Origin of the sequence: Runella zeae DSM 19591 (genome assembly GCF_000423565.1) — a bacterium.
Lineage (GTDB): Bacteria > Bacteroidota > Bacteroidia > Cytophagales > Spirosomataceae > Runella > Runella zeae.
This window is the reverse complement of record NZ_AUIF01000037.1, coordinates 14,091-40,598: the sequence shown is the minus strand read 5'-3', so window position 1 is coordinate 40,598 and position 26,508 is coordinate 14,091. Positions and strand designations below refer to the sequence as shown.

At 40.0% G+C, this 26,508-nt stretch carries 20 protein-coding genes and 1 tRNA gene; 16 read left to right on the top strand and 5 right to left on the bottom strand.

What is annotated here, in order from left to right; all coding sequences use genetic code 11:
- On the top strand, nucleotides 1-438 hold the full coding sequence (locus tag G563_RS0111240) for a hypothetical protein (protein ID WP_028665406.1): 438 nt from the start codon (nucleotides 1-3) through the stop codon (nucleotides 436-438).
- Between the two features lie 39 nt (nucleotides 439-477).
- On the opposite strand, the gene G563_RS36915 is transcribed toward G563_RS0111240, so the two are convergent.
- On the bottom strand, nucleotides 478-1,287 hold the full coding sequence (locus tag G563_RS36915; protein ID WP_028665405.1) for an FHA domain-containing protein: 810 nt from the start codon (nucleotides 1,285-1,287) through the stop codon (nucleotides 478-480).
- Nucleotides 1,288-1,534: 247 nt separating this feature from the next.
- On the opposite strand from G563_RS36915, the gene G563_RS0111230 reads away from it, so the two are divergent.
- The 5 genes from G563_RS0111230 to G563_RS0111210 all read left to right on the top strand — a co-directional run bounded on the left by G563_RS0111230 (nucleotide 1,535) and on the right by G563_RS0111210 (nucleotide 8,088).
- Entirely contained in the window at nucleotides 1,535-1,972 is a 438-nt protein-coding gene (locus tag G563_RS0111230; RefSeq protein ID WP_028665404.1) for a hypothetical protein, read from the top strand.
- A gap of 604 nt (nucleotides 1,973-2,576) precedes the next feature.
- On the top strand, nucleotides 2,577-2,921 hold the full coding sequence (locus tag G563_RS34410; RefSeq protein ID WP_169579747.1) for a LytR/AlgR family response regulator transcription factor: 345 nt from the start codon (nucleotides 2,577-2,579) through the stop codon (nucleotides 2,919-2,921).
- Between the two features lie 63 nt (nucleotides 2,922-2,984).
- Nucleotides 2,985-3,488, top strand: a complete 504-nt coding sequence (locus G563_RS0111220; protein ID WP_028665402.1) for a hypothetical protein — start codon at nucleotides 2,985-2,987, stop codon at nucleotides 3,486-3,488.
- Between the two features lie 178 nt (nucleotides 3,489-3,666).
- On the top strand, nucleotides 3,667-7,071 hold the full coding sequence (locus G563_RS0111215; RefSeq protein ID WP_157585244.1) for a PKD domain-containing protein: 3,405 nt from the start codon (nucleotides 3,667-3,669) through the stop codon (nucleotides 7,069-7,071).
- 12 nt (nucleotides 7,072-7,083) lie between these two features.
- Nucleotides 7,084-8,088, top strand: coding sequence for a PorP/SprF family type IX secretion system membrane protein (locus tag G563_RS0111210; protein ID WP_037326537.1), 1,005 nt, complete (start codon nucleotides 7,084-7,086; stop codon nucleotides 8,086-8,088).
- A 93-nt stretch (nucleotides 8,089-8,181) separates the two neighbouring features.
- Here the strand turns inward: G563_RS0111210 and G563_RS0111205 are convergent, their stop codons facing one another.
- The gene (locus G563_RS0111205) at nucleotides 8,182-8,817 is read right to left on the bottom strand and encodes a peroxiredoxin (RefSeq protein WP_028665399.1); all 636 of its coding nucleotides are present in this window, start codon (nucleotides 8,815-8,817) and stop codon (nucleotides 8,182-8,184) included.
- A 208-nt stretch (nucleotides 8,818-9,025) separates the two neighbouring features.
- Between G563_RS0111205 and G563_RS0111200 the strand changes: the two genes are divergently transcribed.
- The 4 genes from G563_RS0111200 to G563_RS0111185 all read left to right on the top strand — a co-directional run bounded on the left by G563_RS0111200 (nucleotide 9,026) and on the right by G563_RS0111185 (nucleotide 12,983).
- The gene (locus G563_RS0111200) at nucleotides 9,026-9,898 is read left to right on the top strand and encodes a hypothetical protein (RefSeq protein WP_211235265.1); all 873 of its coding nucleotides are present in this window, start codon (nucleotides 9,026-9,028) and stop codon (nucleotides 9,896-9,898) included.
- Nucleotides 9,899-9,904: 6 nt separating this feature from the next.
- The gene (locus G563_RS0111195) at nucleotides 9,905-10,918 is read left to right on the top strand and encodes a sugar kinase (protein ID WP_028665397.1); all 1,014 of its coding nucleotides are present in this window, start codon (nucleotides 9,905-9,907) and stop codon (nucleotides 10,916-10,918) included.
- Nucleotides 10,919-11,317: 399 nt separating this feature from the next.
- Nucleotides 11,318-12,703 (top strand): leucine-rich repeat domain-containing protein, encoded by a 1,386-nt coding sequence (locus tag G563_RS34405; RefSeq protein ID WP_051210911.1) that lies wholly within the window; start codon nucleotides 11,318-11,320, stop codon nucleotides 12,701-12,703.
- Nucleotides 12,704-12,909: 206 nt separating this feature from the next.
- A tRNA-Ala gene (locus tag G563_RS0111185) sits at nucleotides 12,910-12,983 on the top strand.
- A 547-nt stretch (nucleotides 12,984-13,530) separates the two neighbouring features.
- Here the strand turns inward: G563_RS0111185 and G563_RS0111180 are convergent.
- Together G563_RS0111180 and G563_RS0111175 are read right to left on the bottom strand one after the other, a co-directional pair.
- On the bottom strand, nucleotides 13,531-15,852 hold the full coding sequence (locus G563_RS0111180; RefSeq protein ID WP_157585242.1) for a hypothetical protein: 2,322 nt from the start codon (nucleotides 15,850-15,852) through the stop codon (nucleotides 13,531-13,533).
- A gap of 17 nt (nucleotides 15,853-15,869) precedes the next feature.
- A complete protein-coding gene (locus G563_RS0111175) occupies nucleotides 15,870-16,799 on the bottom strand; it encodes a hypothetical protein (RefSeq protein WP_028665395.1) in 930 nt (309 codons plus the stop codon).
- 143 nt (nucleotides 16,800-16,942) lie between these two features.
- Between G563_RS0111175 and G563_RS0111170 the strand changes: the two genes are divergently transcribed.
- The 6 genes from G563_RS0111170 to G563_RS0111145 are packed head-to-tail and all read left to right on the top strand — an operon-like array spanning nucleotide 16,943 to nucleotide 24,846.
- Nucleotides 16,943-18,229 carry a hypothetical protein gene (locus G563_RS0111170; protein WP_028665394.1) on the top strand — a complete coding sequence of 429 codons (1,287 nt, stop codon included), beginning with the start codon at nucleotides 16,943-16,945 and terminating at the stop codon, nucleotides 18,227-18,229.
- Nucleotides 18,230-18,244: 15 nt separating this feature from the next.
- The gene (locus tag G563_RS0111165; RefSeq protein ID WP_028665393.1) at nucleotides 18,245-18,661 is read left to right on the top strand and encodes a hypothetical protein; all 417 of its coding nucleotides are present in this window, start codon (nucleotides 18,245-18,247) and stop codon (nucleotides 18,659-18,661) included.
- A gap of 10 nt (nucleotides 18,662-18,671) precedes the next feature.
- The gene (locus tag G563_RS0111160) at nucleotides 18,672-20,141 is read left to right on the top strand and encodes a hypothetical protein (protein WP_028665392.1); all 1,470 of its coding nucleotides are present in this window, start codon (nucleotides 18,672-18,674) and stop codon (nucleotides 20,139-20,141) included.
- Nucleotides 20,138-23,434 carry an acetate and sugar kinases/Hsc70/actin family protein gene (locus tag G563_RS0111155; RefSeq protein ID WP_157585240.1) on the top strand — a complete coding sequence of 1,099 codons (3,297 nt, stop codon included), beginning with the start codon at nucleotides 20,138-20,140 and terminating at the stop codon, nucleotides 23,432-23,434. Before G563_RS0111160 ends, G563_RS0111155 begins: the two co-directional genes overlap by 4 nt.
- A gap of 5 nt (nucleotides 23,435-23,439) precedes the next feature.
- Nucleotides 23,440-24,276, top strand: coding sequence for a hypothetical protein (locus tag G563_RS0111150; protein WP_028665390.1), 837 nt, complete (start codon nucleotides 23,440-23,442; stop codon nucleotides 24,274-24,276).
- Between the two features lie 6 nt (nucleotides 24,277-24,282).
- Entirely contained in the window at nucleotides 24,283-24,846 is a 564-nt protein-coding gene (locus G563_RS0111145; RefSeq protein ID WP_028665389.1) for a retropepsin-like aspartic protease family protein, read from the top strand.
- 5 nt (nucleotides 24,847-24,851) lie between these two features.
- Here the strand turns inward: G563_RS0111145 and G563_RS0111140 are convergent, their stop codons facing one another.
- Nucleotides 24,852-26,438, bottom strand: coding sequence for a Kelch repeat-containing protein (locus G563_RS0111140; protein WP_169579746.1), 1,587 nt, complete (start codon nucleotides 26,436-26,438; stop codon nucleotides 24,852-24,854).
- Nucleotides 26,439-26,508 lie beyond the last annotated feature (70 nt).

The following is a 26,508-nucleotide window of genomic DNA, read 5'->3' as shown; positions in this document are numbered from 1 at the left end:
ATGAAAACCTTCTCTGTTTCTGTGATTGTGGTATCACTACTGGCTTGCGCCAGTAGTGCCTATGCAGCAAAGCCAATCTTCTTCTCTTTTGGTGGAGAAACCATCGCCAAAATCGCTGATTTTCCTGATACGCCCGAATTTCAAAATCAAGAGGGGCATTATGTAGATGCTGGCATGAGATACAAGCAAATCTCGATTTTCTTTATTCCTGTTTGGAACTACGACCAAGAATGGTGTGGCTACATTTCTGATAAAATGTACCTTGACCTTTCAAAAGAAAAACTAGACGAATTAGCCACTGCAGCCCATATTTCTCTTCCCTCCGAGTTTCAAGTTTCGTTTTGGGATAAAATAGGCGGCAAGCTCCTTTTAGGAGCCCTACTAATAGCTTATTTTTTATACCTCAAAACACAACCTAAAGATGTAAAGGCCTCTTAAAAGCAAGAATTTGGCGACTCTCAAAATAGGGATTAGTAGCTAGTCTTCAAACAAAAAACGTTGATTCCCAAACACAACAATATCTCCTTTTTTGATTTTGGTAGGGCCATTGACTTGAATGAAAGTAGTCCGCAGCTTACTCTCATTCTTTAGTATCCACTCTCCATTTTCTAAGGTTATTTCGGCCTGGATTTTACTGGTAATGGTAGTATTATTTCTATCAAGATTCTCGCGATTGAGCAGTATTTTATTGCCTTTAAAAACCATCACAGCCTTCCCCTCCGCTATCGAGTCTTCGGTAGATTTTAGAGGGGTTAGAGAGAAAGAAGATGCTTTTTGAAAAACAGGAACGGTACCATTGCTTGAGGGCTTTGAAGCATACCCAAAAGGAGGTATAGTACCGTCTTGTTTTTCTATTTGAGCATCATTGACAAGAAACTCGCTCCTCTCTTTTTCAATATACAGATAGCAGGTTTGTATAAAATTATCTTTATAGCCTTGAGAAGTTTCGTTTTGTCCCTCAAAAATAAGTTTACGTAACACTGACCCTGAAACAGAATTAATATGCTTACGCAAAAAGAGTTTTTGTTCAGCCTCCGTTGCTCCTATTTGTTTTTTTAGACTGTTCTGAAGTGCCTTATTTTGGATTAAAGCTAAATATCTCCTCAACTTTTCATATTGATTTACTTCCTCTTGCATTACTTCACAAATGTGCTCGTAGTGCTTTAAGGTCCCTGTGAGCCTTTGGCAATAGCTATCAAATTCATAGCCAAATGTGTCACAATAACGAGTTAATATTTGGGCTCTCAAAAAAAGGATTTCAGGTTGGTAAATTGTCAAGTTTGCCATATAATCAATAAAGTATAATTGAATAAAAAATAGATTTTTGTTTGCTCAGTTTGGATACCGTTTATCTCCAACATACATCATTCGCTCTAAAGCCTTCAGAAAACAACTAGTTAGCAACCAGTTGCTACTCCAACATTTTTTTAGTGAGCCACTACTTTTGAATCGTCAATTCAATGACCAACTAATGCGGCCTTGCCGAAAACCGTAGTTTCAAGAGTAGGCGTTCATCTTTAATTGACCTAAAATCATGAAAAAGCTCACTTTTTTACTGTTAGTAGCACTATTGCCTGTGATTGCCAAAGCGCAAGATGTTTATGAAATCACCTTTACGGCGGGTATCACTCGCTACCGTGCCGCACTCGTGCTTTGGAGCAATGGAAGCGGCCAAATGCGAGTACGCTATTATGCCAACAATCAAACCAACTTGATTGAGCAAACCATCCGGTTAGAAAATACCCAGTATGGTTACCGCCTCACTGGCTACAATGCACGCTACGCTGACACCCAACGGCGCCATCCTAATTATCAACCCGACAATTTTTATCTCTCACAAGATGACTATGGCAATTTGACTTGCCTCAATATAGATGATAACGGCACTACTTCCCGCTGCTCCATCCGATTGGTACAAGGCTACTCTTCCAAAAATACGGTGTTGAGTAGCTTCAATTGGAGGCTAGATTGAGCTAACATGCGCTTTTGCACCCCGAATTTCGGGGTGCTCCCTCACTACAACACTTTGTTTCAAAGCGCATTATACCATTACTCGCCACTGCTGATTATTAAATATTTCCCATAAAACCATTACGAAGGTCTCATTTAAAATCGAACACTTAAATCGAAATTTGTAGGATTTTGCTGTTAACATCTAACTATTTTCTCCTCTTTTTTTCGAGCTAAAAAGAAGGCTTCTCCTTTAATATTCTATTTCAAGCCCCGTCTCATTCGTCCAATTTTGTAATGCTAATCGAATCATTACATCCATTCAATAGACGACATTTTTTATGAAAAAGCTCTTCGTTTTTATTCTCATTTTGATGGCTCAGGAGGTTTGTAAGATGCACCATGCAACCATCAGCAAGACCTACTATCAGGGTCGAGTATCCTAAGTGTTAGACTTTACTTGCCCTACTTTTTCATTTTTTCAAACAACTTTCCTTATGCCCCCCTGTCAAGAACTCCTCCGCCCACCTCGTCACTGGGCTTGCCCTACACGATACGTTCAAAGCGATTGTGATAGGATGCAAAAAATAAAAACACATTACCAACCTCTTAACTTACATCAAACCATGCAAAAACAAGGCTCTCCAAATCAGCTATTTTTACATATCAAAAACCATAAAGAAGCGGTGTCTTGGATGCAAATCATTCACTTAGAATCGACCCGCAACTACACCATTATCTATTTGGTAGATGGCCGTCAAATACTCACGGCGAAGAACTTAGGGCATTTTGAGCAAATTTTGCCCTCAGATTTTATCCGTATCAATCGCTCCTTTATCATCAATCAAGAATATATCAAGCATTCTGACAAACGTAATCATGTCTGTGTCTTATTGAATGATAAAAAAATCAAAGTATCTACCAGTAGGTGGACTAAAGTGAGAGATTTGCTCACCAAACCCTCTCACTAAGCTTTCAATTTTTTTAAAAATGTACTCATCTTAAAACTCGTCTATCCATATAAATTTCTTATCATGAAAAAACCCAGCTTATCCCTTCTTGTAGTTTGCTTAAGTATAACTACCTTTTTTTCCTGCAACAAAATCATTGACAAAGCAAATCAGCTCGAACGAGTCGATTTGACGATTGAAGTAAGCGGTAAAAAAACGGAGATGACCTCCAATGGATTTGTTCTTTTCCAACCCAGCAACAACAAACAAGAACTCCAACTTTCATTTTTCAATGCGGCATCGCTATTGACTATCAATGCAATCAATGTTACTATTCTTGATTTTAAGGAAAGTAAAACCTCCTACTCGGTCGAAAAAGGAGAAGTCAGTGTTACTTTTAATGGCGATGTTGAGATATATGAAGATGACTCAATCGAATGGAAATCACAGCAGGGTACGGTTGAAATCACAAAATTTGATGGTAAATCTATGGAAGGAAAAATAAACGCTACACTAGCCACTCCTAAGGTTCTGAACAAAACGCTTAGCCTAAAAAATGGGGTATTTAAGCTACCCAAATTTGAGTAGCATTCCTCTTTAGGCTCCTCAAGCATACTTTAATGCAAGTATGACCTCCTTCTATCTCCCTACAACTAGAGATTTACATTTTTGTGACGTTTGATAAGTTTTGGCCCTATTATTATCCACACCATTGGCCAAAACTATCAAATGTTCTAATTTTAGCAATGCTATTCACATTACTACTATGAACAAAACTCTACTTGGTATTCGTCTCGCTATTTTCTTTTTTCTTTCTATTGCTTTTTTTCTTCTTTCTAAGAAAGCGCATGCACAAATACCAGTAGATTTCACTTTTTGTACTGGCACAGGTGATTTATGTGTTGCTCCCAGTGATTCTAATTACAAACTCTGTCTTAAATTCAAGCCAGGCTACTGTGCTACGAAAGAATACAGAATTAGATGGGGTGATGGCGCGGAGCAAATAATTATGATGACAAAAGATACTACTTTAGAGCATACTTATAAGTTGCGAGAATTTATAGAGTCTTGCTCTACTCCTGAAAAAAGCTTTCCTTTTTCGATTAGAAATCTTAGTTGTAGCAGTGATAATAAATCATATGAGTTGGTATTCAATAAAACCCCTCAACCTAATCCTATAGCAACTTTTGCATGCGAAGGTTCTCCAGTTCGTTTTGGCAACAATTCATGTCCAATCTCAGACATAAAATTCCTATGGGACTTTGGAAATGGTCAAACAAGTGAAAATACATCTCCTTCCATCACTTACGCTGACCCTACAAGAACTTATAAAGTTAAACTTACCGCTACTTCGGCAACTTGCGGCTCAAAAACAGCCGAAATAGATGTTAAATTAAAAAAACGACCCGAAGCCAAATACAACATGACGGGCTATTCGGTCATCAATACCGATACGGTTGTTTGTTTGTCAAATGGAGGTACACTTACTTTAGATGGCACTATTTCGCTTGATGCTACACGGTACGAATGGAGCATTAGCCCGAGTGACTATAAATACCTCAACAATACCAACGCCAACTCCCCTAAGCCTGTTATTCAGTTTACCAAATCAGGTACTTACAACATCACCCTCATTGCGGTCAATGATTGTGGACGCTCTGTCCCCAACATCTGTCCTCACAAAGTGATTGATTCTCCTACACTTACCTTGCCTACACAAGACGATGTATGTCAACTGCCTTTTACGTATCAATTTACACCTCAGCAGGGGGCTAGTTATACCTTAAATGGAATGGCTTTTAATCCAGCAGTGGGCCAAAGCTTATCTTTCCAAACTACACCTTATATCGTAGAAGCTACCCTGCCCAACCCCTGCGGCGGTACATTGGTCAAACGCGACACCTTCTTTGTCAATGCACTAGCTCAGGTTAGAGTTACGTCTCCTTTGCGCGATACTACTTTGTGCGTTGGCACCAACGCATTGCCCTTAGTAGCGTCGATTCCAAATGGCACCTGGTCGGGTTCTGATTTAATTGAAAAACAAGGCAACAACTACGTATTTAATCCCAAAAACACGGGTACCGCCACCATCAAATATAGCATTGGCACGGGTTCGTGCGCAGTCAGAGATAGTATCAAGGTCAATATTGAAGGCATCAAGCCCCAAGCCCAAGACTTGGCCTCATGTGAAGGCACTGCCTTCCTTAAACTTCAAGCCACTCCGGGCGGTGGGCGGTGGAGTGGGTGCAACAATTGCTTAAAAGGCGACACGTTACTAGTCAGCACGCTTAATACGCCACAAATCAGGCTGACATATGAAATAACATCCCCCAAAGGCTGCCGTGCTACTGATGAGGCTGTCATCACCATCGGAAGCCCCAAAGCCGATTTTTCATTAGGAAGCGGATGCGTAGGCGGTGTCCTCAAACCTACCAATAACTCTCTAGGTGCGGCAAGCTATGTATGGCTTGTCAATGGAACCAATACCTCTACCGAGCGTACCCCGTCACTGTCGCTAGTTCAAGGCGTCAACCAAGTGACTCTTATTGCCAAATCGGGCGATTGTGCCGATACCCTTACCCAAGACATCACAATCACCGCTCCACCTGCTTCGGCCAATTTCACCGCCGACAAGCCCCAAGGATGCGCCCCTCTCAACGTGCGTTTTACGCCTGAAGGCTCAGCCGCCAACGGCACTGAATATACTTGGACATTTGGCAGCGAAGCACCCTTTACAGGATTTCAGCCTAGCCCTAAAATCTTTGATAATCGAGGCAAAACCGACCTCACGGTCAAAGTCACTTTTAAAGTAAAAAATAGCTGTGGAGAGCAGTCTAGCAGCCGCGATATTGTGGTACGCCCCCTCGCCCAAGCAGAGATAGGCGTCGATTCTACTTTGGTAAGATGTACTCCCGCTACTTTGTTTTTTTCTAATCGCTCCGCTGGTCACAACAAGCCCGAGTCGCGCTGGGATTTTGGAGATGGTACCTTCCGAACCACGGGAGCTGATACCGTCGGTCATTTTTTTGCGTCGCCCGATAGCGCGCGCACGTATCGCGTGCGGCTGTCGGTATTTAGTGCTTGTGGAAGCGATAGCGCAGAAGTGCCGATTCAGATTTTTCCGACTACGGTAAAAGCACTTTTTAGTATGTCAAAATCGGTAGTTTGCCCCGGCGAACCTATCCTCTTCAAAGATGCCACCGTACCTAAACCCACTAGTTGGAAATGGACTTTTGGGGATAACACCACCAAGACCGAAGCTAACCCTTCACATACCTACAATACCCCCAACAAAGAATATGAAGTAACCCTCACCGCCAAAACTCCCTGCGGCGAAGGCTCTACTACCAATATCGTCAGGGTGACGAGTATTCCTACGGGTGACTTCCGAATTGAATCTCCACTCGCTTGCCAAGGCAACCCTGTCCAAATCACCAATCTCTCTGACCCTTCGCTCCAATTTGAATGGAACTTTGGTGATGGCTCTCCTATCGACTCCACCAATTATTCACCCCTTCATATTTACAGCAGTCCAAATGGGGGCGTTTCTATTACCCTCACGGTATTTCGGGATAGCAAAAACTGCAAAAGTGCCCCTGTCCGCAAAACTGTTCCGATTGTGGCTCGCCCGATTCCTGATTTCAGAATAGAAGGCGACTCTATCATTTGCTCGCCTGGGCCTGTGCGTCTTATCGACCGCTCCCAAAATGCGGATTCGTGGAAATGGTACTTTAGCAATGGGCAAACTTCAACTGCTCAAAACCCTGCCTTACCTTTTCCCAAAGGACAATATGACGTAAAGCTCGTGGTAAGCAATAGAGGGGCTTGCGTCGATTCGGCCTTTAGAGTAACTGCTTTTGTGGTAGATAGTTGTGCCGTTTTGATACCGCAAGCATTCACCCCCAACGCCGATGGCATTGGCGATTTTTATACACTCTTTGGTAGCGGAATCAAAGAAATTATCCACCTCAAAGTAAGAGACCGATGGGGAGAAGTGGTTTTTGAGAAAAACAATATCCCTGCTAGTCGTCAAAGTATAGAACATGCTTGGGATGGCAAGTTCAATGGTCAGGATATGCCTGCCGATATGTACATCATCGAAGCTGAGGTGCTATTTGTAGAAACCACCAAACGGGAACGTATTCGTAAAAACTTCTATCTCATTCGCTAAACCTGAATCTTTATGAAACAATTTTTATGGGTCTGTCTCTTGGGTTTAGCTGCTTCTTGGGATACTTTGGCACAATCTCCCCAATTTTCACAGTTTTATACCAATCCTCTTTTCCAAAATCCCGCTTTGGTTGGCGACGCAGGTACTCATCGGTTTATTGCCAATTATCGCAACCAATGGGCCGGTGTCGGTATTCCTTTTCAAACAGCGGCTTTTTCTTATGATACCTATGCCGAAGATGCCCAAGTAGGCCTAGGACTACAACTTTTACACGACCGTCGCGGTTCTACCCTCAACAGCAACCAAATAGCAGGGCAGGTTTCGAGATCGTTTTACTTAGACGACAAACAAAACCTTAGGCTTACGCCCGGCTTGCAAGCCGCGTGGGTTTCGGATCGATTCAACACCAACAATCTCAACTTTGTAGCTCAATATTTAGGTACAACCGACCCCCTATCACATATGGGTATCACCCAAAATAAAGTGGTATTTTCGAGTGGAGTACGTTTTGATTATGACCCTCAAGACAGCGATGAGCCATTTTACTGGGCGGGTATAAGTTGGCACAATATGCGCATTCGCAACAACGATTGGCTTCGTGAGCGCTTTGGGCTACAATTAGGTGCGCAATTTCCGGTAAAATTTGCCCTTTTTGGCCATGGATATGGCCACGACCTCGATCGCGAAAGCGCCATCAGCGTCGGTATGCAATTACGAAAACAGGGAGTAAATCAACAACTAGATTTGGGCACCAATTTTATATTTTCACCGCTATTGGTAGGAGTTTGGTATCGTGGACTGGTAATTGGCGACAAACGTCGCGATGCTATCATCCCTACCCTCGGCTGGGCCCGCGACAATGTGCTTTTTCAAGTAAGTTATGATGTACCGGTATCATCACTAGGAGCTGACACTGGCTCTTTTGAGCTATCGATGTGGTACGGTCTCGACAGTCTCTTCAAATTTGCGGGAAAAAACACCCGTGAACGACGTAGTACGCGTTGTCTGAAATATTAGCGACCAAAGGGGGCTTTGCTTGATTTTTCAGCAAAAACAAGAAGGGGATAACTCCGAAAAGCTACCCCCTTCTTGTTTCATTTTTCCACTCTCCTACTTGTTAGGCTGAGGGGTATATCTCAAATATGGTTTTACGATATTGAGTCCTTTTGTAAATTTCTTTTGAGCATCCTCGGTCGATACGGCTGGCACCACAATCACATCATCTCCTTCTTTCCAGTCAGCAGGAGTTGCTACCTGATAATTGGCAGTAAGCTGAAGCGAATCTATCACCCTTAAGATTTCGTTGAAATTACGACCAGTAGAAGCTGGATAAGTAAGGGTAAGTTTGATTTTCTTGTCAGGGCCAATCACAAACACCGAACGAACGGTCGCTTTCTCACTGGCATTGGGGTGAATCATATCATAAAGCGTAGCTACATTGCGGTCGCCATCTGCGATGATAGGAAAATTGACTTCGGTATTGTTGACTTCGTTGATATCGGGTACCCAACGATTATGAGAATCCAAATCATCAACACTTACCGCAATCACTTTCACATTACGTTTTTCAAATTCTCCTTTCAACAAAGCCGTTTTGCCTAATTCTGTCGTACATACAGGTGTAAAATCGGCAGGGTGTGAAAACAACAAACCCCATGAATCTCCTAACCATTCGTGGAAATTGAGCGTACCTTGGGTAGTTTCGGCATCGAAATTGGGGGCAATATCTCCTAATCTAAGTGACATAATATTGGGACGATTTTTGGTGAAACAAAATACTTATTTATACTCTATCGAATATATATTTTAATTTCGATAATTGAAGGCCTCTTCTCAGAGGCCGCTTGTAGAAGTAATACAATCGGGCACAAAAAATTGTTCCAAGTTTTTCATTTTTAAACGAAACTTTTGATAAAAAACGTTTTTATACAAATTTTGTGGTTATTATTCCAAAATGCCTCTAAAAGCCAGCTTTTTTCGCCTATTCTCTCTGCTCTGTCTTATTTTTGTCAAGAGTGCTTATGGCTTTGATTGTCTTGAAAAGGATAGTTTGTCGGCTATTTTACTGTCCAATTCCCCAAATATTATCGCTTCTGACTCTAGTGCGGTGTTCAAATCACTTCCTGCCGATTCGAGTTCAAAATTTAAGCAATACCTTCGTCAGATTACCAAAATCTTTAATCCTCGCCGAGATACGGTCAAGGTGCGCCCTAGACTTACCTATACCGTCAATTGGGACGCCCGCAGCTCCTTTGTCAACAAAAAACTCGTCAATATCTGGGGAGTCAACACAGGCATTGCTTTTGGCAAAAATCGTCACGAAGTCACTTTTGGCTATTATTGGCTTTCTTTCAACTCTTTTTTAAGGCTCATTGATTTTCGTAAAGATGCTTCTCGCCTTATCAATCTTAATTATTATACCAAAACAGACCTCTATTATTTTAGCTTGATGTATTGGCCCAATGTCATCGAAAATCATCGCTGGCGTTTGAGTGTGCCCGTCGAGCTAGGTATTGGGGCGACTCAAAGTACGAGCAACAAACTCTTTAGCGACTTGATGATTTGGAAACGCAACGACTTCTTTATGCCTGCTCAGGCGGGCGTTTACCTCAAATGGAAAGCCACTAGGTGGGTAGGGCTCAGTATACAAGGCGGCTATCGCTACGCGATTTATCAACAAAATCTACCCACCAATTACAACGGTGCCTATTATAGTTTAGGATTTACGCTCGAAAGTGCGTTGTTTATGGATGGTTATCGCTGGGCGAATGATTATCTAAAAAAACGTAAACAACGACGGGGAAAAGCAGCGCCCGCCCGTCTTTAAGAGGATATGAAAAAAATTGTTACTTTCGGTCAAATCATGATGCGGCTATCGCCGCCGGGTTTTGCGCGTTTTAGCCAAGCCCACAGTTTCGATATTACCTATGCAGGTGGAGAAGCCAATGTCAGCATTGCCGCCGCTCAGTGGGGTATCGATGCCGTACACGTTACCCGTTTTCCTGATAGCGACCTCGGTCGGGCGGCTGTCATGTACTTACGCAAATATGGTCTCAACACCTCACAAATTCAGTTTGGAGGTGATCGCCTCGGGGTATATTACGTCGAAAATGGCGCTACAGCTCGCGCAAGCCAAGTGATTTACGACCGTCTCAATGATTCTTTTTGTACCCTATCACCCTCTGATTTTGACTGGCCCAAAATCCTTGAAGGAGCCGATTGGTTTCACTTTACGGGTATTACGCCTGCTTTATCAGAAAGCGCCGCCCAAGCCTGCTTAGAAGCCGTCAAAACCGCCCGACAGCTTGGGGTCAAAATATCGGCTGACGTCAATTATCGTAAAGGTCTGTGGCAATGGGGCAAAACTCCCCAAGAAATCATGCCCGAACTAGTTTCATACTGTGACCTGATTGTATGCGGTAACAGCAACGCCGAAGACTTATTTGGGATTTTTCCTGTCGAAGGAGAAAAAAATAAATGGGTATCGTCGATGAAGCAAGTCATGGAACGCTACCCAAGTCTTAAGCTCATCGTAGATACCAAACGTGAATCTATCAGCGCTTCCCACAATCGCCTCAAAGGCAAAACATGGGACGGGCAGAAATATTACAAAACCGTAGAGCACGATATTCATCATATCGTCGACCGTATCGGTAGTGGCGATGCCTTCATTGCAGGCTTTTTGTATGGATATGATTATTTCAAACAAGATATACAACGTACACTCGACTTTGCCACCGCTGCCGCTGCTCTTAAACATACCGTAGAAGGCGATTTCAATCTCGTAAGTGTAGAAGAAGTAGAACGCCTGGCTTCAGGCGATACTTCAGGCAAGCTCTCTCGATAAATCCTTAAACTTGGCAAGTTGCTCTTAATTGTGCTTTCAAACTTGCCAAGTTGCTCTTAATTGTGCTTTCAAACTTGGCAAGTTGCTCTTAATTATGCTTTCAAACTTGCCAAGTTGCTCTTAATTGTGCTTTCAAACTTGCCAAGTTGCTCTTAATTATGCTTTCAAACTTGGCAAGTTGCTCTTAATTGTGCTCTCAAACTTGCCAAGTTGCTCTTAATTATGCTTTCAAACTTGGTAAGTTTAAAGTTCTCCTCTCTGATTGTCAATCATCAGTATTCAACAAACCCAGAAAAATACATCTTCAAACATATATATATAATTTTATTTTATAAAACACTTTGATATATATAGTTTTTAACCTAAGATTGTAGTTAACAAATCAAAACTTATTAACTCATGAAAGCCATTTTTTTAGTTTTAGGTGTCTTGTGTACTACGTGGGTAAGCGCGCAAGTGACAATTTTGTCGACTCAAGAAGCCGAACAGCAAGGACTCACGAGGGCATATTGGGATAGCTTAGTGCAATCAAAAGCCAAAAAAGTAGCCCGCAATCCTCCCACTATCCGCAAAGGAGATGATGCTTTTTTGAAGAATCAAATGATTATTGGTCAGAAAATCTTTGGGATACGCGAAAACGCTCTCATGGGCTATCAAATGTACGTCAGTGAAGACAAAAAGATTAATTATCTGATTTACAACATCGAAGGCACTGTGTCGGAAGCCAACAAAAACCGCTTTTTGGATTCATTAAAAGTGCTTACCGATGCTTATGTAGCTGAACTCAAACTTTCAAACTTTTTTGTTTCTCATCATTTTATCCGATTAGGTATATTCCGCAGTATTACGAAAGGAAAGGGGGTGATTTCGACCCTAGAGCTTGCCGAGGCTACCACTCGCCCCGACACCGTCAAAATCTTAGCCCTCAATCAGCTACAGCTCCAACAAGTCCCGGAGTGTATTTACCGATTTACCCAACTACAAGAACTCAACCTAAGCGGCAATGAGCTTACAGCAGCTTCTATCGACTTGGCTCGCCTACCCAAGCTTCGACAAATATGGCTTAATCAAAATCAGCTGACCAACAACAGCTTACAACTTACTTCTAATAAAACCCTCCGAATTCTCAATATTCAAAACAATCGTTTTACGGATATTCCAGAAGCAGTGAGCCACTGTCGGCGTTTGACAAGTCTATGGCTTGGTTACAACAAACTTGAGGGACTTAATCCCGATGTTTTAAAAAAATTGAGACGTCTGCAAGACCTCAATCTCTACTCGTGTGAGCTCAAAAGCCTCCCCGACGGCATCTCCAAATTGCGTCGTTTGGAAGTACTGGATTTGTATTATAATGAACTCACGAGTTTACCGGCTTCACTCTCACGCATGAGGCGACTACAACAATTAGCGATTTCGCACAATCAGTTTTCCGAATTACCCACCCACGTTGGTCGTTTGAGGCGTTTACGGGCGCTGTATGCTCACCACAACCGCCTTCACACTTTACCCACTAGTATCAAAAAGCTGCGTCGAACCAAAATTTTTGACATAGGCTACAATCAATTTAGTACACTTCCTAAGCAAATCGGGCGATTGAGAAAAGTAGAGGAACTTGACCTCAGCTACAACAACCTGAGCGAAGTCCCCAACGAAACCCTTCAACTCCGTCAACTCAAAAAGCTTTATCTAAGAAACAATCCTTTTGCCAATGACAGCATGTTACTGAGTCGTTCAAAATCTACCATAGAGTCATTAGAAGAGAATCGTATTCAAGTGGCGTATTAATTCTCCTTGGCAAGGGGCTTGCCGACAAGCCCCTTGCCAAAGTTGCTTTAAAAATCTTTTTTAGAATCCATTTGCAAAAGTCATGATTGAATTTCATCTTTGCACTCCCAAATCAAGGGACATCCAACGGGGATGTAGCTCATCGGACTGGCGTTCCATCGGACTTGCGTTCCAGCTGACTAGAGCACTTGTAAATTTGAAATCATGGGGATGTAGCTCAGCTGGCTAGAGCGCTTGCATGGCATGCAAGAGGCCGTGGGTTCGAATCCCATCTTCTCCACCCTCATTATCAAAGAGTTACGACTACAATCGTAACTCTTTTTTGTTTTTGCTCAAAGATTGCTCAAACAATTTTGATTTGCCTGAGTGGCTTAGGAATAATGAAAATTTAATTTTTGTGGCCGTGTATTTATTGATTCTTTAATTTCTTTTGTGTTTTCACCACCTTCTCTCCAATTCAATAACATATTTTACAAGGAACATAACCCATTGCCCTCGCTTGTGAGATGTTAACTTCTCCTCTACTCGCCTTACATCTTTTAAAACCAGAGCACATATAGGCATGATAAGCATACGCATTTTTGCTATAACATACATATACTCTCGCTTCTTGAACACGGGTTCGGGTTTTCTCTACTCTTTTATACGAAGTAGATGATTGTATAGGAGAAACTTGCTGAAAAGTATCACAAAATAGAAAAATCGATACAAAAACCAACAAAAGAACGTTCTTCATAACAAAATAATATAATCACAAAGAGCCCCATCTATAATAGACAGGGTCCGATTCAGCTTACTCTACACTTTCCTTCTATTACGTATTTCTATCACCAAAATCTAAAACCCAGCCGTACACCCGCACGATGTATATTAGCACTTATTGAACTGTTTAGGGTTATGGATGGATTGGTGGCATTGGCGTTATAAATTCCGGTAAAATTATAACTGCCGAACAATTCCAAAAAGCAACCGACGTGCTTGCGTTGAAGCTCAATCCCAATTCCTCCAATGCCTGAAAAAGATTGAGAATTTAACTGTTCCCTGTTATCAATGACTTTACCCGTTGCATAATGCTCATAACGATAGGAAAGCGGCACCATCGCTTCTACTCCAAGTTTTACATAAGGTCTCCACCGATTAGGGTCGGTAATTCCCTTGTGAAGTTTCATCACAGCAAATCCATTAACTCCTTTCAAAGAAAAGTCTTCCAGCACATATTTGGTCTCCTTGATCGTTCCCAACGATTGAAATTGGGTTTGGAAATATTCCGCCCCAATAGAGAAATCAACGGGAGACGAATGACTGATCAGGCTTAATTGAAGCCCCCCACTTATATGATACCAAATGGTCATTTCCTGCGTTTTGTCTCCAATGGTATAGGTAGGCTTGATTAACGAATAGGCCCCGATTATTTCGGGACGGAAATAAGTGGTTTCACTCTTACAACGTTCAGGAAAGGCCTCGCATTCTATCAGCTTCATTTTCACTATAACCTCTTCTTTATCAGCTTCAGAAGCACAACTTAGGGCTTGTTGATAATTAGAATAAGCGTCTTTCCATAGCGAATTAGCCTCTAATTTTTCAGCTGCCTGCCTATTGGTTATATAGCATTTTTTTCGGGTACATTCTTCACAGGCAATTAATCCTTCAGAGATTATTTTCTTTAATTCATTTTGATTGCATGTCTTTAAACTTGACAACCTTTTATAGATACTTTCAGCTTCCTTACATTCAAGCTTTGAAAGAAGCTCTTTTGCTGCTTTCTCATTGTGACTCATAATACTATCAGCAACTAAAACCACTAAAATAGAGTCTTTTAAACCCATATAGAGCTTCAAAATTCCTCCATTTGCTTCACATCCTGACAACTTTGCAAGAGCTTGTTGCCAATTTTGTTGAGCTTCTTTTACACGACAGTTTGATAATGACCGACGTACCGATACTATAGACCTCTTGAAATCTCTAACAAAAGTATCGCACCCTAATCGCTCTGATATTCGTCTTTGCGATTGTTTCAGTGTCTGCTCATACTCTGGCACCTTTTGATTGAGGGCTATTGTTAAATTTCGTAGCGCATCTTCATATAAGGACTTATAGTTATTATTCTGGTCGGCAGCTTTTTCAGACTTTGCAGCAATTTCAATTAAGTACTCACAGTAAGCTTTACGTGCACAGATATTTAGAGCTGATCCGACCGATTTTTCATGAATTGTATTAGTTATCTCTTTTAGTTTCTCATAAGCAGCCTTAGCAAATTCTCTTTTGCCAGGATCTTGCTTAAATTGAATAATATCTAATTCAGTCTGGTGATACATGGTCAAAGATGAACTCAATTGTGACGCTACTGGAATCTTTGCATCATTATCTTTGATATAAGCAACTAATAATTCTGTTTTGCAATTCTGAGCAAAATACAACATCTTTTGTGAGGGAGTGATTGGAGCTATAGCAGTATCGGGCTGTGATAAGGTTTTTAGATATTCAATTTTTTCTTCAAGACTTTTCACACTTACTTCATTACTTGTAGCTTTTCTATAGTCTTCAAGCAGGGAAATACGCTCTTCTGGAGATAATGGCTTTGATTGTAGCTCTCTTAAACGTCTTCCCCACAATTTTAATCCTTCTACTTGCTTTAAGCCTTTCTGTGTTTCAATGGCTACTTGTTGATCATACTTAGCAGCCCTGTCACGGGCGCTACGAAATGAAATTTCAGCACGGCTTGTATCAAGGGCGTTCAGTTGATTTCGCCCCTCTATTACCTTGCCTAAGCCATAAATTCTTCTTTCAGCAACGGTAATTTGAGTATCTTTTATCTTCCCAATACCTTCTAACGACTTTTGAATCGCTAAGTCAAATATCCTCAAGCTGTTACCCGAATATTTTCGATAAGTATTAAATAACTCATAGGAACGGGTATAGTCTTTATTTCTTAATAACTCTGTTCCTTTTATATAAAGGTTTTTTAATATCTTAGCATTTTGAGCCAAGTCATTAAATACCCGCTCTTTAGGGTATATCTGACAAAGTTTGATGGCGTCGTCAAATTTACCTTGATTCAATTTTGCTTCAACTTCACGAAGCACCTCATATAAATTACGATCTGTAAATAACTGTCCCCAGGAAGTATATGAAAATGTCGAAATAATCATATATATCAATAACCTTTTTATTTGCAAGTTTGGCATGGCTCTCCGGTTAAAATTTCAACAAATTTGTAGGATTGATTAGGGATATAAAATAAGCTAGGGCTTTGTACAGCTTTAAATTGAGCGCATTTCTCATTAGCTTCCTTTTTGAGTGAAAGTACCAAGCTATCCAGCCTTGGAGGCGCAGGTCTTATTGATTTAGCATACTCAGCCGCTTCTCTAAAATAGGCTTCTGCCTGCTTATCTTGATTGTTTTTGTAAGCCCTTATTCCATTGTCAAGAGCTAAATTAAAGTTGACAGAAGGGTCTGGTGGTGGGGTGCTACCCCATTTCCTCAGCAAAAAGCCTGCAAGCAAAACACCAGAAATTACAAGTAGCCATTTTAATACTGGCGGCGGCGGAGGTGGTGGTGGTGGTGGTAGTGGTGGCGGAGGAGGTAGTGGATTTACAACTTTTGGGGAGTAAAGGTCAATCCACCCCTGCATGATTTTTTGGTTGATTTTTTCATCGTTTTGGACAGTGAGTTCTTTTTGGTAAAAGATTACTAAATGCGAATCATTGAATAGGTAAGGTTTAGGGGCTTCCTTTCCCCACTGTTCATTCAGAGTTAAGGGTATTTGATTAAGCGATTCAACCACCTGTAATGCGGTTTCTATTGATACGCCCCCAGTTCTAACTTCTTCTACTTGCGCTTTATCCTTGTCTTTCCAAACCCAAAAAAAACACCCAAGTACCTGATCGTATCCCATTTCAGCGATCTCGGCTGGCATAGACGTACTAAACCAATTAGATTCCGGCTTCTGTTCAACAATATCCAGAATAACAGTTTTACCTGATTGGGTGTCATTTGCTTCCCACCTAGATAGATCGCTATCTGCCAATCCTGTACCCCTATTTATTTTGTTGACTAAACTGAACTTACCGAAGAAATCACCTACTTGAAATGGCATATCTAAGTACTTAAAAGAAGCATGAATGTTGAAATGTAAAAATCAGAAAAATAATTTTAATAAAAACTATTTTTATATCTTTTAAAGAACTTTATTGTGTACTTAATTTATTCCTTCCCTAAATTTCCTAAGTTTAGTTTGTAATGAAAAATAGATTATCTATTACCTTTTCCTTATTATGGCTTTGCATTTTTACGTTGGCAGCCTGCTATTCACGCCCATCTGGAGAAAGTACCAGCACCGACGTACCTAAATCTACTCCTCCTAAAAAGGTTGAGACCGCACCACCAGTTTCCAGCAAAGTAAAACTCTACCTTGAGAATTCAGGCAGCATGGATGGGTATATTCATGATGGAAATACAAGATATAAGAAGGCACTTACCCAATTACTTTGGGGGGTTGATGCATCATTTAACAGTTCTAACTTAAATGTTAGCCTTATTAATGACCAAATATTTCCCAAAACTTTCTCTGGAGTCCTTCCATTCATTAATCAATTAGACCCAAAGATTCCTTTTTGGAAAGTAGGAAATAGAAGTGGTACAAACTTAAACGTTATGTTAGAGACGATTTTGAGTGAACATCAGAACAATGATGTTTCGATATTTTTATCAGATTGTATTTATTCTGGGAAAAATCTGTCTCTACAAGTAGAAAATGTACGAGGCTTATTTAACAACAAAAAGAAGAAACTATCTGATTTAACGGTTGTTATGGTTGCCTTACATTCAGATTTTAAAGGGTTGTTTTACCCTCCAGACGGTGGAATTAAAATCAACAACGACCGTCCTTACTATGCTATTTTTATCGGGAAAAAAGGTTTAGTAGAAAAGTTGATGGCTGAAGTGAGGCCAACTACGTTACCTGGTTATGGAGAAATGCTGGTTTTGACAGCAAAACCAGCAGTGACCTCGATTTATACAGCATCAAACTTGTATTCTTCCGGGCGTTTTAGCGTAAAGCACCGTAATGCGCTTCCTGAAATTGAAGTAGATGGCAACCAATCCATTCTATTTACGATTCCTGCTACGATTACTAAAGGTTTGATTCCTGATGCCTACATGCGAGATATTAATAATTATAAGGTGGAGGGAGGGCCGTTTAACGTAGTGAAGGTGGAGCCTTACAACGAGGCCAATGCAAAAGCAGCTAACTCAGGGGCCGTAATTGAATTGAAATCTAAAGTGGCTAATCCAAACTATGTGATTCACATACAATCTCTCAAACCCTTTGGTAATGGTGAATTAACCATAAATTTACTATATCGAAAACCAACATGGGTAGAAAGCTACAATACGGATGATGCAGCTAACTCAAGTCAATCAGGGAAGACATACGCAATTAAGTACTTAATCAATGGTCTTACCAGTGCCTTTTTACCTGATGGAGATGCTATAATGACAAGTTTTAAAGTTAATATTCACCATTAAAAATTAAAAAACGCAATGATTTTTAGAGATTTTTTTGCGCCAATTTATGAGCTTTGGGGGCTTGCATATGTAAGTAATTTTTCTTCAATACTTTATAACGAATTTTATTCAGAGATAGGAATATACACGGTAGTTCTTACTTTAGTTGGTGTATGTATATACTATTATGGTATTTGCTTGATTAATACTCGTTGTAACAGATGGTTTCATTGGGCTGGAGTAATGCTGGTTTGTGCAGTTATCGGGTATTTTATGATGACTATTCAAGCTGACTCTTACTTTAATAGTCTCAATCCTCCCGTAATATACAGTACTGCCGCCCTCACTCAACTATCCTTCATCAACGCTATTTTTATCATGGTTTTATTTTATTTATTTTCTTTTGTGAGAAAAATACCTAAAAAAGGCGCAGGAGGGAACACACCACACTAAATATTATTTTATGCCACGCTTATTTGTTTTTGCTATTGGTGGAACTGGGGCTCGCGTTTTACGTTCCCTTACAATGCTATTGGCGGCTGGGGTTCAGCCTAATGACAGCCAAGGTAACCGCTATGAAATTATACCTTTAATCATTGACCCTGATGGTGCGAACGGAAACGTGGCACAAACCATGAATTTGTTAGATCACTATCGTTCAGTGAGACAAGAATTGGATGTTAATCTAACTAATGATTGTTTTTTTAACGGAGTTATAAGTGAACTTTCATCTTTATCTGGAACAGCCAAATCGCAAGGACTCGAAGGATATAAATTACTTATTCCAAACGTTGACGGGAGTACTTTTGGGCAGTTTATTGGCTACAACCAACTATCAGTCAAAGCGCATGGAGGGGATGGTACAAAAGAGCTTTTAGAAGTTCTTTATACAAAAAAGAATTTGGAAACAAATCTGGAGATTGGTTTTCAAGGTTACCCTAATATGGGGGCAGTTGTCTTGAATCAGTTTGCCTCAATGCCAGCTTTCCAGTCATTTGCAAACGCTTTCAATCAAGGAGATCGTATTTTTATTGTAAGTTCAATCTTTGGTGGAACGGGTGCGGCAGGTTTCCCCCTACTTGTTAAAAACCTAAGGAGTGCAAACCCTAACTTGCCTAATTTTAATTACATTAATCAGGCAACATTAGGAGCTGTTGCTGTCCAACCCTATTTTAACTTACCAAACAATGCCCAAAGTCCAATAGATTCAAAGCAATTTATTACTAAAACTAAAGCCGCATTAAGTTATTATGAATCTAATTTAAGAGGCCTAAACTCTCTCTATTACATAGGCGACGAGCCTCAATCCGTTTTTGAAAATAATCCTGGAGGTGCTTTTCAAAAAAATCAGGCTCATTTTGTAGAACTGGTTAGTGCAATATCCATATTTGATTTTCTACAAAACAGTAATGGCGATGTACTTGATAAAGACCATCGCGAATTTGGCATCGAACATGTAGCCCCAACGCTCCACCTTACACACCTCTCTCGTCAAACTCAAGATATTATCAACAAACCACTTACTAAGTTTTGGTTATTGAACCAGTACTTAGAAAATGAATTGAAGAGAGATGATGCTTTCAGCCAAGTATTTTTTACAACAGTACCCAAAATATCTAAAATTGATTATTCACAAATGCCCTTTTTCAAAGTATTGAAAGAACTAACCAGTGAATACGGTATTTGGCTTGATGAAATGAAAAAGAGTCAAATTGCTTTTGAGCCATTCAAAGGAGTTGTATTTGATAAAATTTTCGATAGTATAGAGGGATTTAAAGGAAGACGTGGATTTTTATCTGGAAAGGATGATAACCATATTGTTAAAGCAATTAACAATCAAACGAGTAATTACCGAGCAGACTCAATTCCGAATAAATTCATTAAAGGAGTTTCATCCGCTTTGAATGAAATCATTAAGGAAAAAATATTTTGAAATCTATCGACATGGGGAAGAGTTTCAGATTAAGTACGAATTTACCACCCGTCAAACATTGGGAAAAAATACAAGGGCGTTACGGCAGTAATCAAATTGATTCTATTGAAGATCCTCAAGCGGGGCAAATTACGGGCGTTGTCACTTCCATTCCAAGTCCTTTTGCAGCTTTTGAAATGGTAAGAGCAGCCTTTGCTAAATTAGGAGTCAATGGAATGCCATTAGCAGGGTCAACGATGTACCATCGGTTGGTTTCTCATGCTTTGGATATTGCTGAGTTGGTATTTAATAATAGTACTTATGGAGACCAATTAGAATTTATACCTTGGCACCCTGAAAACTCATTTAATAATTTACAACTTGGAGGTCAAAAGGTATTATCGGATACATTAAGGCTCTACTGGAATCAAGATGCAGAAACTTTTAATTTCCATAAAGTTAAGAATATCTGGATTATCAAATATAACTATCAGGTAATAGGCAGTACATCGCCGGTTACATTATTTATGGCGACTAACAATGAGGTAAGTTTTAGGTTTAAGCTGAGTGGTAATAATGAGCCGTTGAGTAAAAGCCATTTTGTTCCATTATTTGGTCGCGATAGTGAATTTGTTGAATATCTATTTGCTTTAAAGGATGAGTACAATATTAAACAAAATGGACAGTTTTCCACTCACTTTGCAGAATTTGACAGTTATCTTACCCAAACATTAATTTATTTACAAACAGGCAATAACGTCTTGTGGAATAAGATCATGAGTAATAGCCATCAGAGAAGCTATTACTCACAGCAATACACTTCACAGGTTAATGGGTTGGAGGTTTTAGGATTTTCTATTTTAAACCGCCACCCTATTGTTAATGTTAATAGTGATTTTGCTATCATTTCCACTAAATGGGAAGGCAATAAGCCCTTGGTTTTGGCGGAGGGATTTCCATTGTCATTAAACTATACAGGAACAACTTCAAAGTGGAACCCAAGTATTTCAGTCCCCGCACACGATCCAATACCGCTTGATACCCGTTTACTTCCGGGAACGGCAATAAAATATCCTTACCTTACAGTTAACGATTTTTTACAGCCTTACCTTTTCAGGTTACCTTTCAAAACAAATGATATCCAGTTTAAGGTATTAAAAGGTAGGAAGCAAGATTACTTATTGCCTCTCACTGAATTGTTTTTTGAGTTTTTTGAGCCTCAAGAACTTGATGCTGCTCAAAAACCTTTATTAAGTATAAAAGAAGAAGGGGATATTGTAGAAGTAATTCTTTCGATTCCTATTAGCAATGTTGCCAATAGGATTGAATTAAAGAGAACTTACCAACTTAATTCACAACCTTCAAATGATTACCGTAAAGGAGGAATGATGGAGGTGCCAATGAGTTTGGCCGTTGCACCTTTGCTTGATACAGGCGAAGACAAGTCTTCTTTTTATCGAGCAGCTCTTGTTTGTAAATCGAGTAGCCATCCGTTACGTATCAATTTTGCAAACAATGACGCAAAAATAATACAGAGCCCCAATGATTTAATTCGTGTCGATGCCGCCGCACCAGTGGAGTTTAAGCTCCTTGAAAACAAGCGCTTCGGATTATTTGAAATATCTCTTGAGGGGTTAACAGAAGGCAAAGCATTTGTTATCCCGATTTTTAAGAAGGTCAACGTTACGGGAGGGGTTCATTATACTTTTGCTGTAGATTTTGGTACCACTAACACACATATTGAGTATATAACCAATCTGCAACCAAATCCTCACGCTTTCGATATTGGTGACTATGATACCCAAATTGCCTATTTGCACGCAAAAGGGACCAATTTCAGTGGAATGTCATTACTTGAAATACCGAACAGTTTTGGCTGGACTTTTTTACCTGAGAAATTAGGGGTGGATAAACATTATCAGCTGCCCCAACGCACTGTTGTTGCAAGGCCAATCAGCACACATATCAACCAACTTCGCTCTCTGGGAAACTGTAGCATTCCTTTTGCCTATGGACGGGAGGTAACGTTAGCACTGCCTATCCATACCGTCATTGAAAGTGACTTAAAATGGAACAGTAATCAGGATACCCAAGCAGAGATGTTTTTGGAAGAATTAGTTTTCATGCTTCGCAACAAAGTCTTACTTAATAGCGGGACATTAGCTGCGGCCTCGTTACGGTGGTCATACCCTACTAGTATGTCCATTTATCAGCAGGGGCAGTTGGAAGGTTTTTGGAAGAAACGCTGGTCAAAATATTTTGGAAATTCTCAGATACAAGCTTGTACAGAATCTATAGCACCTTTCTATTACTTACAGCGCTTTGAACATTTGATGGGAAAGGTACTTTCAGTCGATATAGGCGGAGGGACGACAGATGTTGTTTATTTTGACAATTCAAAGCCTACTCATTCAACTTCGTTTCGATTTGCAGCATCTGCTCTTTTTGGAGATGGGTTTGCAGGAAATCCTAACAACAATGGCTTCGTATTACGTTACCGGCAAAAGATCAAGAAAGCTTTTGAAGATTTAAAATTGAATACGGCCTTTATAATGACCGATAAAGCAAAGAGTTCCTCTGAAATTTTGAATATTCTCTTTGCAATTGAAAATTCAGAAGAATTAACTCAGAGAGACCCTAATAAAACAGCATTTATTTCTGAAGCAATTAAAAAAGATGAACTGAGGTATGTAATCGTCCTTCATATAACTGCTTTAATTTATCATTTAGCTCAATTTTTGAAAGCCAACCAATTAGATGCACCCAGATATATCTCTTTCAGCGGAAACGGATCTCTAATCCTCAAGCTTATTGGAAGTGATAGCATCATCCAGCGGATAGTTCGAGAAATATTTACTAAATGTGCATTTCAAAACACTTCAAATAACTTTGAAATTAAGCATCAAGATAATCCAAAATTACTTACAGCTAAAGGAATTTTGTTTGCTAACGCGACCGAAGTGCCCATTAATAACTTGCTAGGCATTGATACAGATTTAATTACAGAGATAACCTATCAAGATATTGTCAGTAAACAAAAAGAGGGTGTAATTCAGGCAGTATCAAAATTTGCTAACTTTTTTGATGATTTTATTAGAAAGGTTGGACGGGAGTGGTTAGGGTTAGACAACCCTGTTATTCTAGCTTTAATTAAAGAAGAATTCAATAAAACCAATGACTTATCAAATTTTCTCGAAATGGGTATAGATAAAAATCGCCCTGATGAAGAAATAAAGGAAACCCTTTTTTTCTACCCATTATTAGGAATGATTAATCGTATTGCTTATCGAATTGTCAACGAAACAAACCCTTAAATCTGATGCGCGTATTATTCATAATATTGGGAATATACTTTGGGAACATATATCTGTATGGACAAAATAACTTAAAAACAGCAAAGCCAGACTCCAATAGTAAACTACAAAGGCCCTTGTCATCAAGTGATAACTTTAGAAGTGATATTAATAAATTAGATACTGCTATAAATTCTCTTCAAAATGACAAAGCTGACCTCAAAGTAGTAGACCTGGTAAAGGAAGACTTTGAAAAAAGGTTAGAAAAAATGTATTTTATTTTTGCCGGAGCTATAATCATTGCAATAATTATATCCATTTTATTTACTTATTTATCTTTTACTCCCAAAATCAATCATTTACGGAAACGCATCCGTAAATTGGAAGAAGAAAATTCTCTTTTAAGCAATCAGATAAACAATGACACTGAATCAGGTATATCGAATAATACTTCAACAAGTAATTTACCTTTGAAAATTACTGATGAAGTTCCATTGGAAAGGATTAGTGCAGTGAAAGCATCTATACCAACACCATCACTATCCAGAACATATTATGCCGGTCCGGATGGAGATTTTTTTCATTCAGAATTTGAACATCAAGAAAATACACTTAATAAGTCATTGTTTGAATTTATAGTTAATACCGATATGCCCCATGAAGCTAAATTCAGTGTTTTAATGACTCCATATTCACTAAATACTATACTTAATAACAGTCCTGTTTTCGAAGCAGTTTGTGAATTTTCTGAGCTTAATTTTGAGGCTAATTATATAGACTCACAGAAGCCCGGTAAGGCTAAAAAAACCACAAATGGATGGCAGGTGACAGAAAAAACAAAGGTTCGGCTGGGTAAAACATAACACTTAATGCTCCGATTATTAATTTATTTACTCTTACTGATAGGTATTAGCAGTTGTAAGAACTGCTCAGGCTCTGGTCGACGTGCATCTTTACAAAATTCTAATATCAATCAAGCAGAAGCACCTGATACACAACAAAAAAATACTAAAAATCAAGAACCTGAATCCAACCTAATATCAGAAAGATTTAGTATTCCTTTAAATAGCGAAGGAGGCGTAAATACAATTCCTGTTGAAATTAATGGCGTTAAAATGGATTTTATCTTTGACACAGGGGCGTCTGATATTACCATCTCCACTATTGAAGCAGCATTTTTAATTAAACAAGGAAGCATTGCGAGAGAGGATATTATTGGGGAACAATCCTATCAAACTGCTGATGGTAGCATAAATGTGGGTTTGAAAATCAGACTCCGTACGGTCAAAATTGGTCCATCTGAACTAAAAAATGTTGAAGCTTCAATTATAGATAATGAAAGGGCACCTCTTTTATTAGGTCAATCTGCGTTACAAAGGTTTGGTTCTTTCTCAATTGACAATACAAATCATCAGGTTATTTTCAATCCATAAAATTCTTACGGATTATACTCCCACCAATCCCTCAAATTAGTAAGGCCACCGCCTTGGGTGGTGTGCTGCCCGCCGAGTATATAAATTTTTTCACCCAGAGAGAAGGTGATACAGTTATGACGATTGTCAATCGTTGAACCCGGCAATTGTGTCCATGTATTATTTAACATGGAATATTGCCACCATTTCTTCAAATACGATGGATTGGCATTGTTGATAAATGCAGATAATCCAAAAAAGCCATTCGTATTGATGGCTACGGCATCAGAAGTACCGGCGGTAATTGCGACTGGCTGAGTTTGGTTAATGACTATGTCAGTTGGAAAACTTGCCAAACTATTCCAAGATGCAGATTGAAGATCCAATCGCCAAAATTCACGATTGGTTAATAATATAAATCCGGCTCCCTTTAGTCGAAAACTTCCGATGGGAAAGGCTACATTGATGGGCGAATCCCCTACATAGCTCCATGTGTCATTGCCGGCAGTATACCGGTAGGTCGTTCGATTATAGGAACCGAATAAACTGTTACTCCCCGACGGTGTCCAGGTAATGCCCAAGGTAACCAAGCCGTTGCTTTGATACGAAAAAGCACTGGCCATCGAACGTAACGTACCGGGATAGTCTTTTTTCTGTGTCCATAGATCCGTTGAAGTATCATATTCCCACCAATCGCGCAATTGGGAAGCAAGTAAATTGGGTGCATTCCCCAATCCATAGTACAGCTTAGTTCCTATTGCAAACCCTACCGCTCCGGTTCGGACAGCTCCGGGAAATGCTTTGCGGATTTGCCAACTGTTTGTTTGAGCCGAAAATTGCCACATTTCATTGGTCGTTTGTCCACCGGCCAACTCTCCTCCGATTATATAGGCACTTCCCCATAGTTCAGGGGTTGTAATGACAGTACTCCCTTTACGCTCACTGAAAGGTAAACTGCCTAAATTATTCCATGAACCGGAAGAAGGAGTACGCAAAACAAAGGCATTACCCATGATGGTCTGACATTCCGTTTGAATATAGGGACGGCAGGTATAGGTACGGTTTGGTTGCAGAGAGAGAACCTGATAAGTTTGAGACAATACCTCGATGCTCCCGTTGAGTGATCGGTTGACAGTGCCTGTATTTCCAAATTCATCAGTCCAGCTAATACCCACCTCTTTTATGAGAAATTTTTGCGGATTTTGTAAACTGACCGTAAATAAGGTTCCTCTGGGATTCACAACCGCATTGCGACCCGTTATTGTAATGGGAAGCGTCTGAGGATACAATGTTTTAAGACTCGCAATATCACCGGTTGTAAGGACAGTAGCTGACGGGTTTATAGTTAGAAGCGGAGACATGATACTTGCCGCATCCTGTTGATTAGGAGGCATTCCCAAAAACAAACCTAAATGATACATGACGGCCTTGCGGATGGTCGCTTCGGTCCATGCATAGTCTCGGTTGAGCGTAAGGGTGTTGCCTTCGAGTGTGCCTAATGTATAGTTTCTGAAGGCAAATACACCGGGAGTGGTTGAATAGGGCAAAGCATCCTGTTCTCTGAAAATTACATTCAGGACAACACTTCCGCCGGTGCGTTCTATAAACTGCAAATAGGTGCCCGCCTGTGCGAAGCTGCTGAAGCTGCTGCGTATCCAACCATTGATGGCAGACGCATTTTGC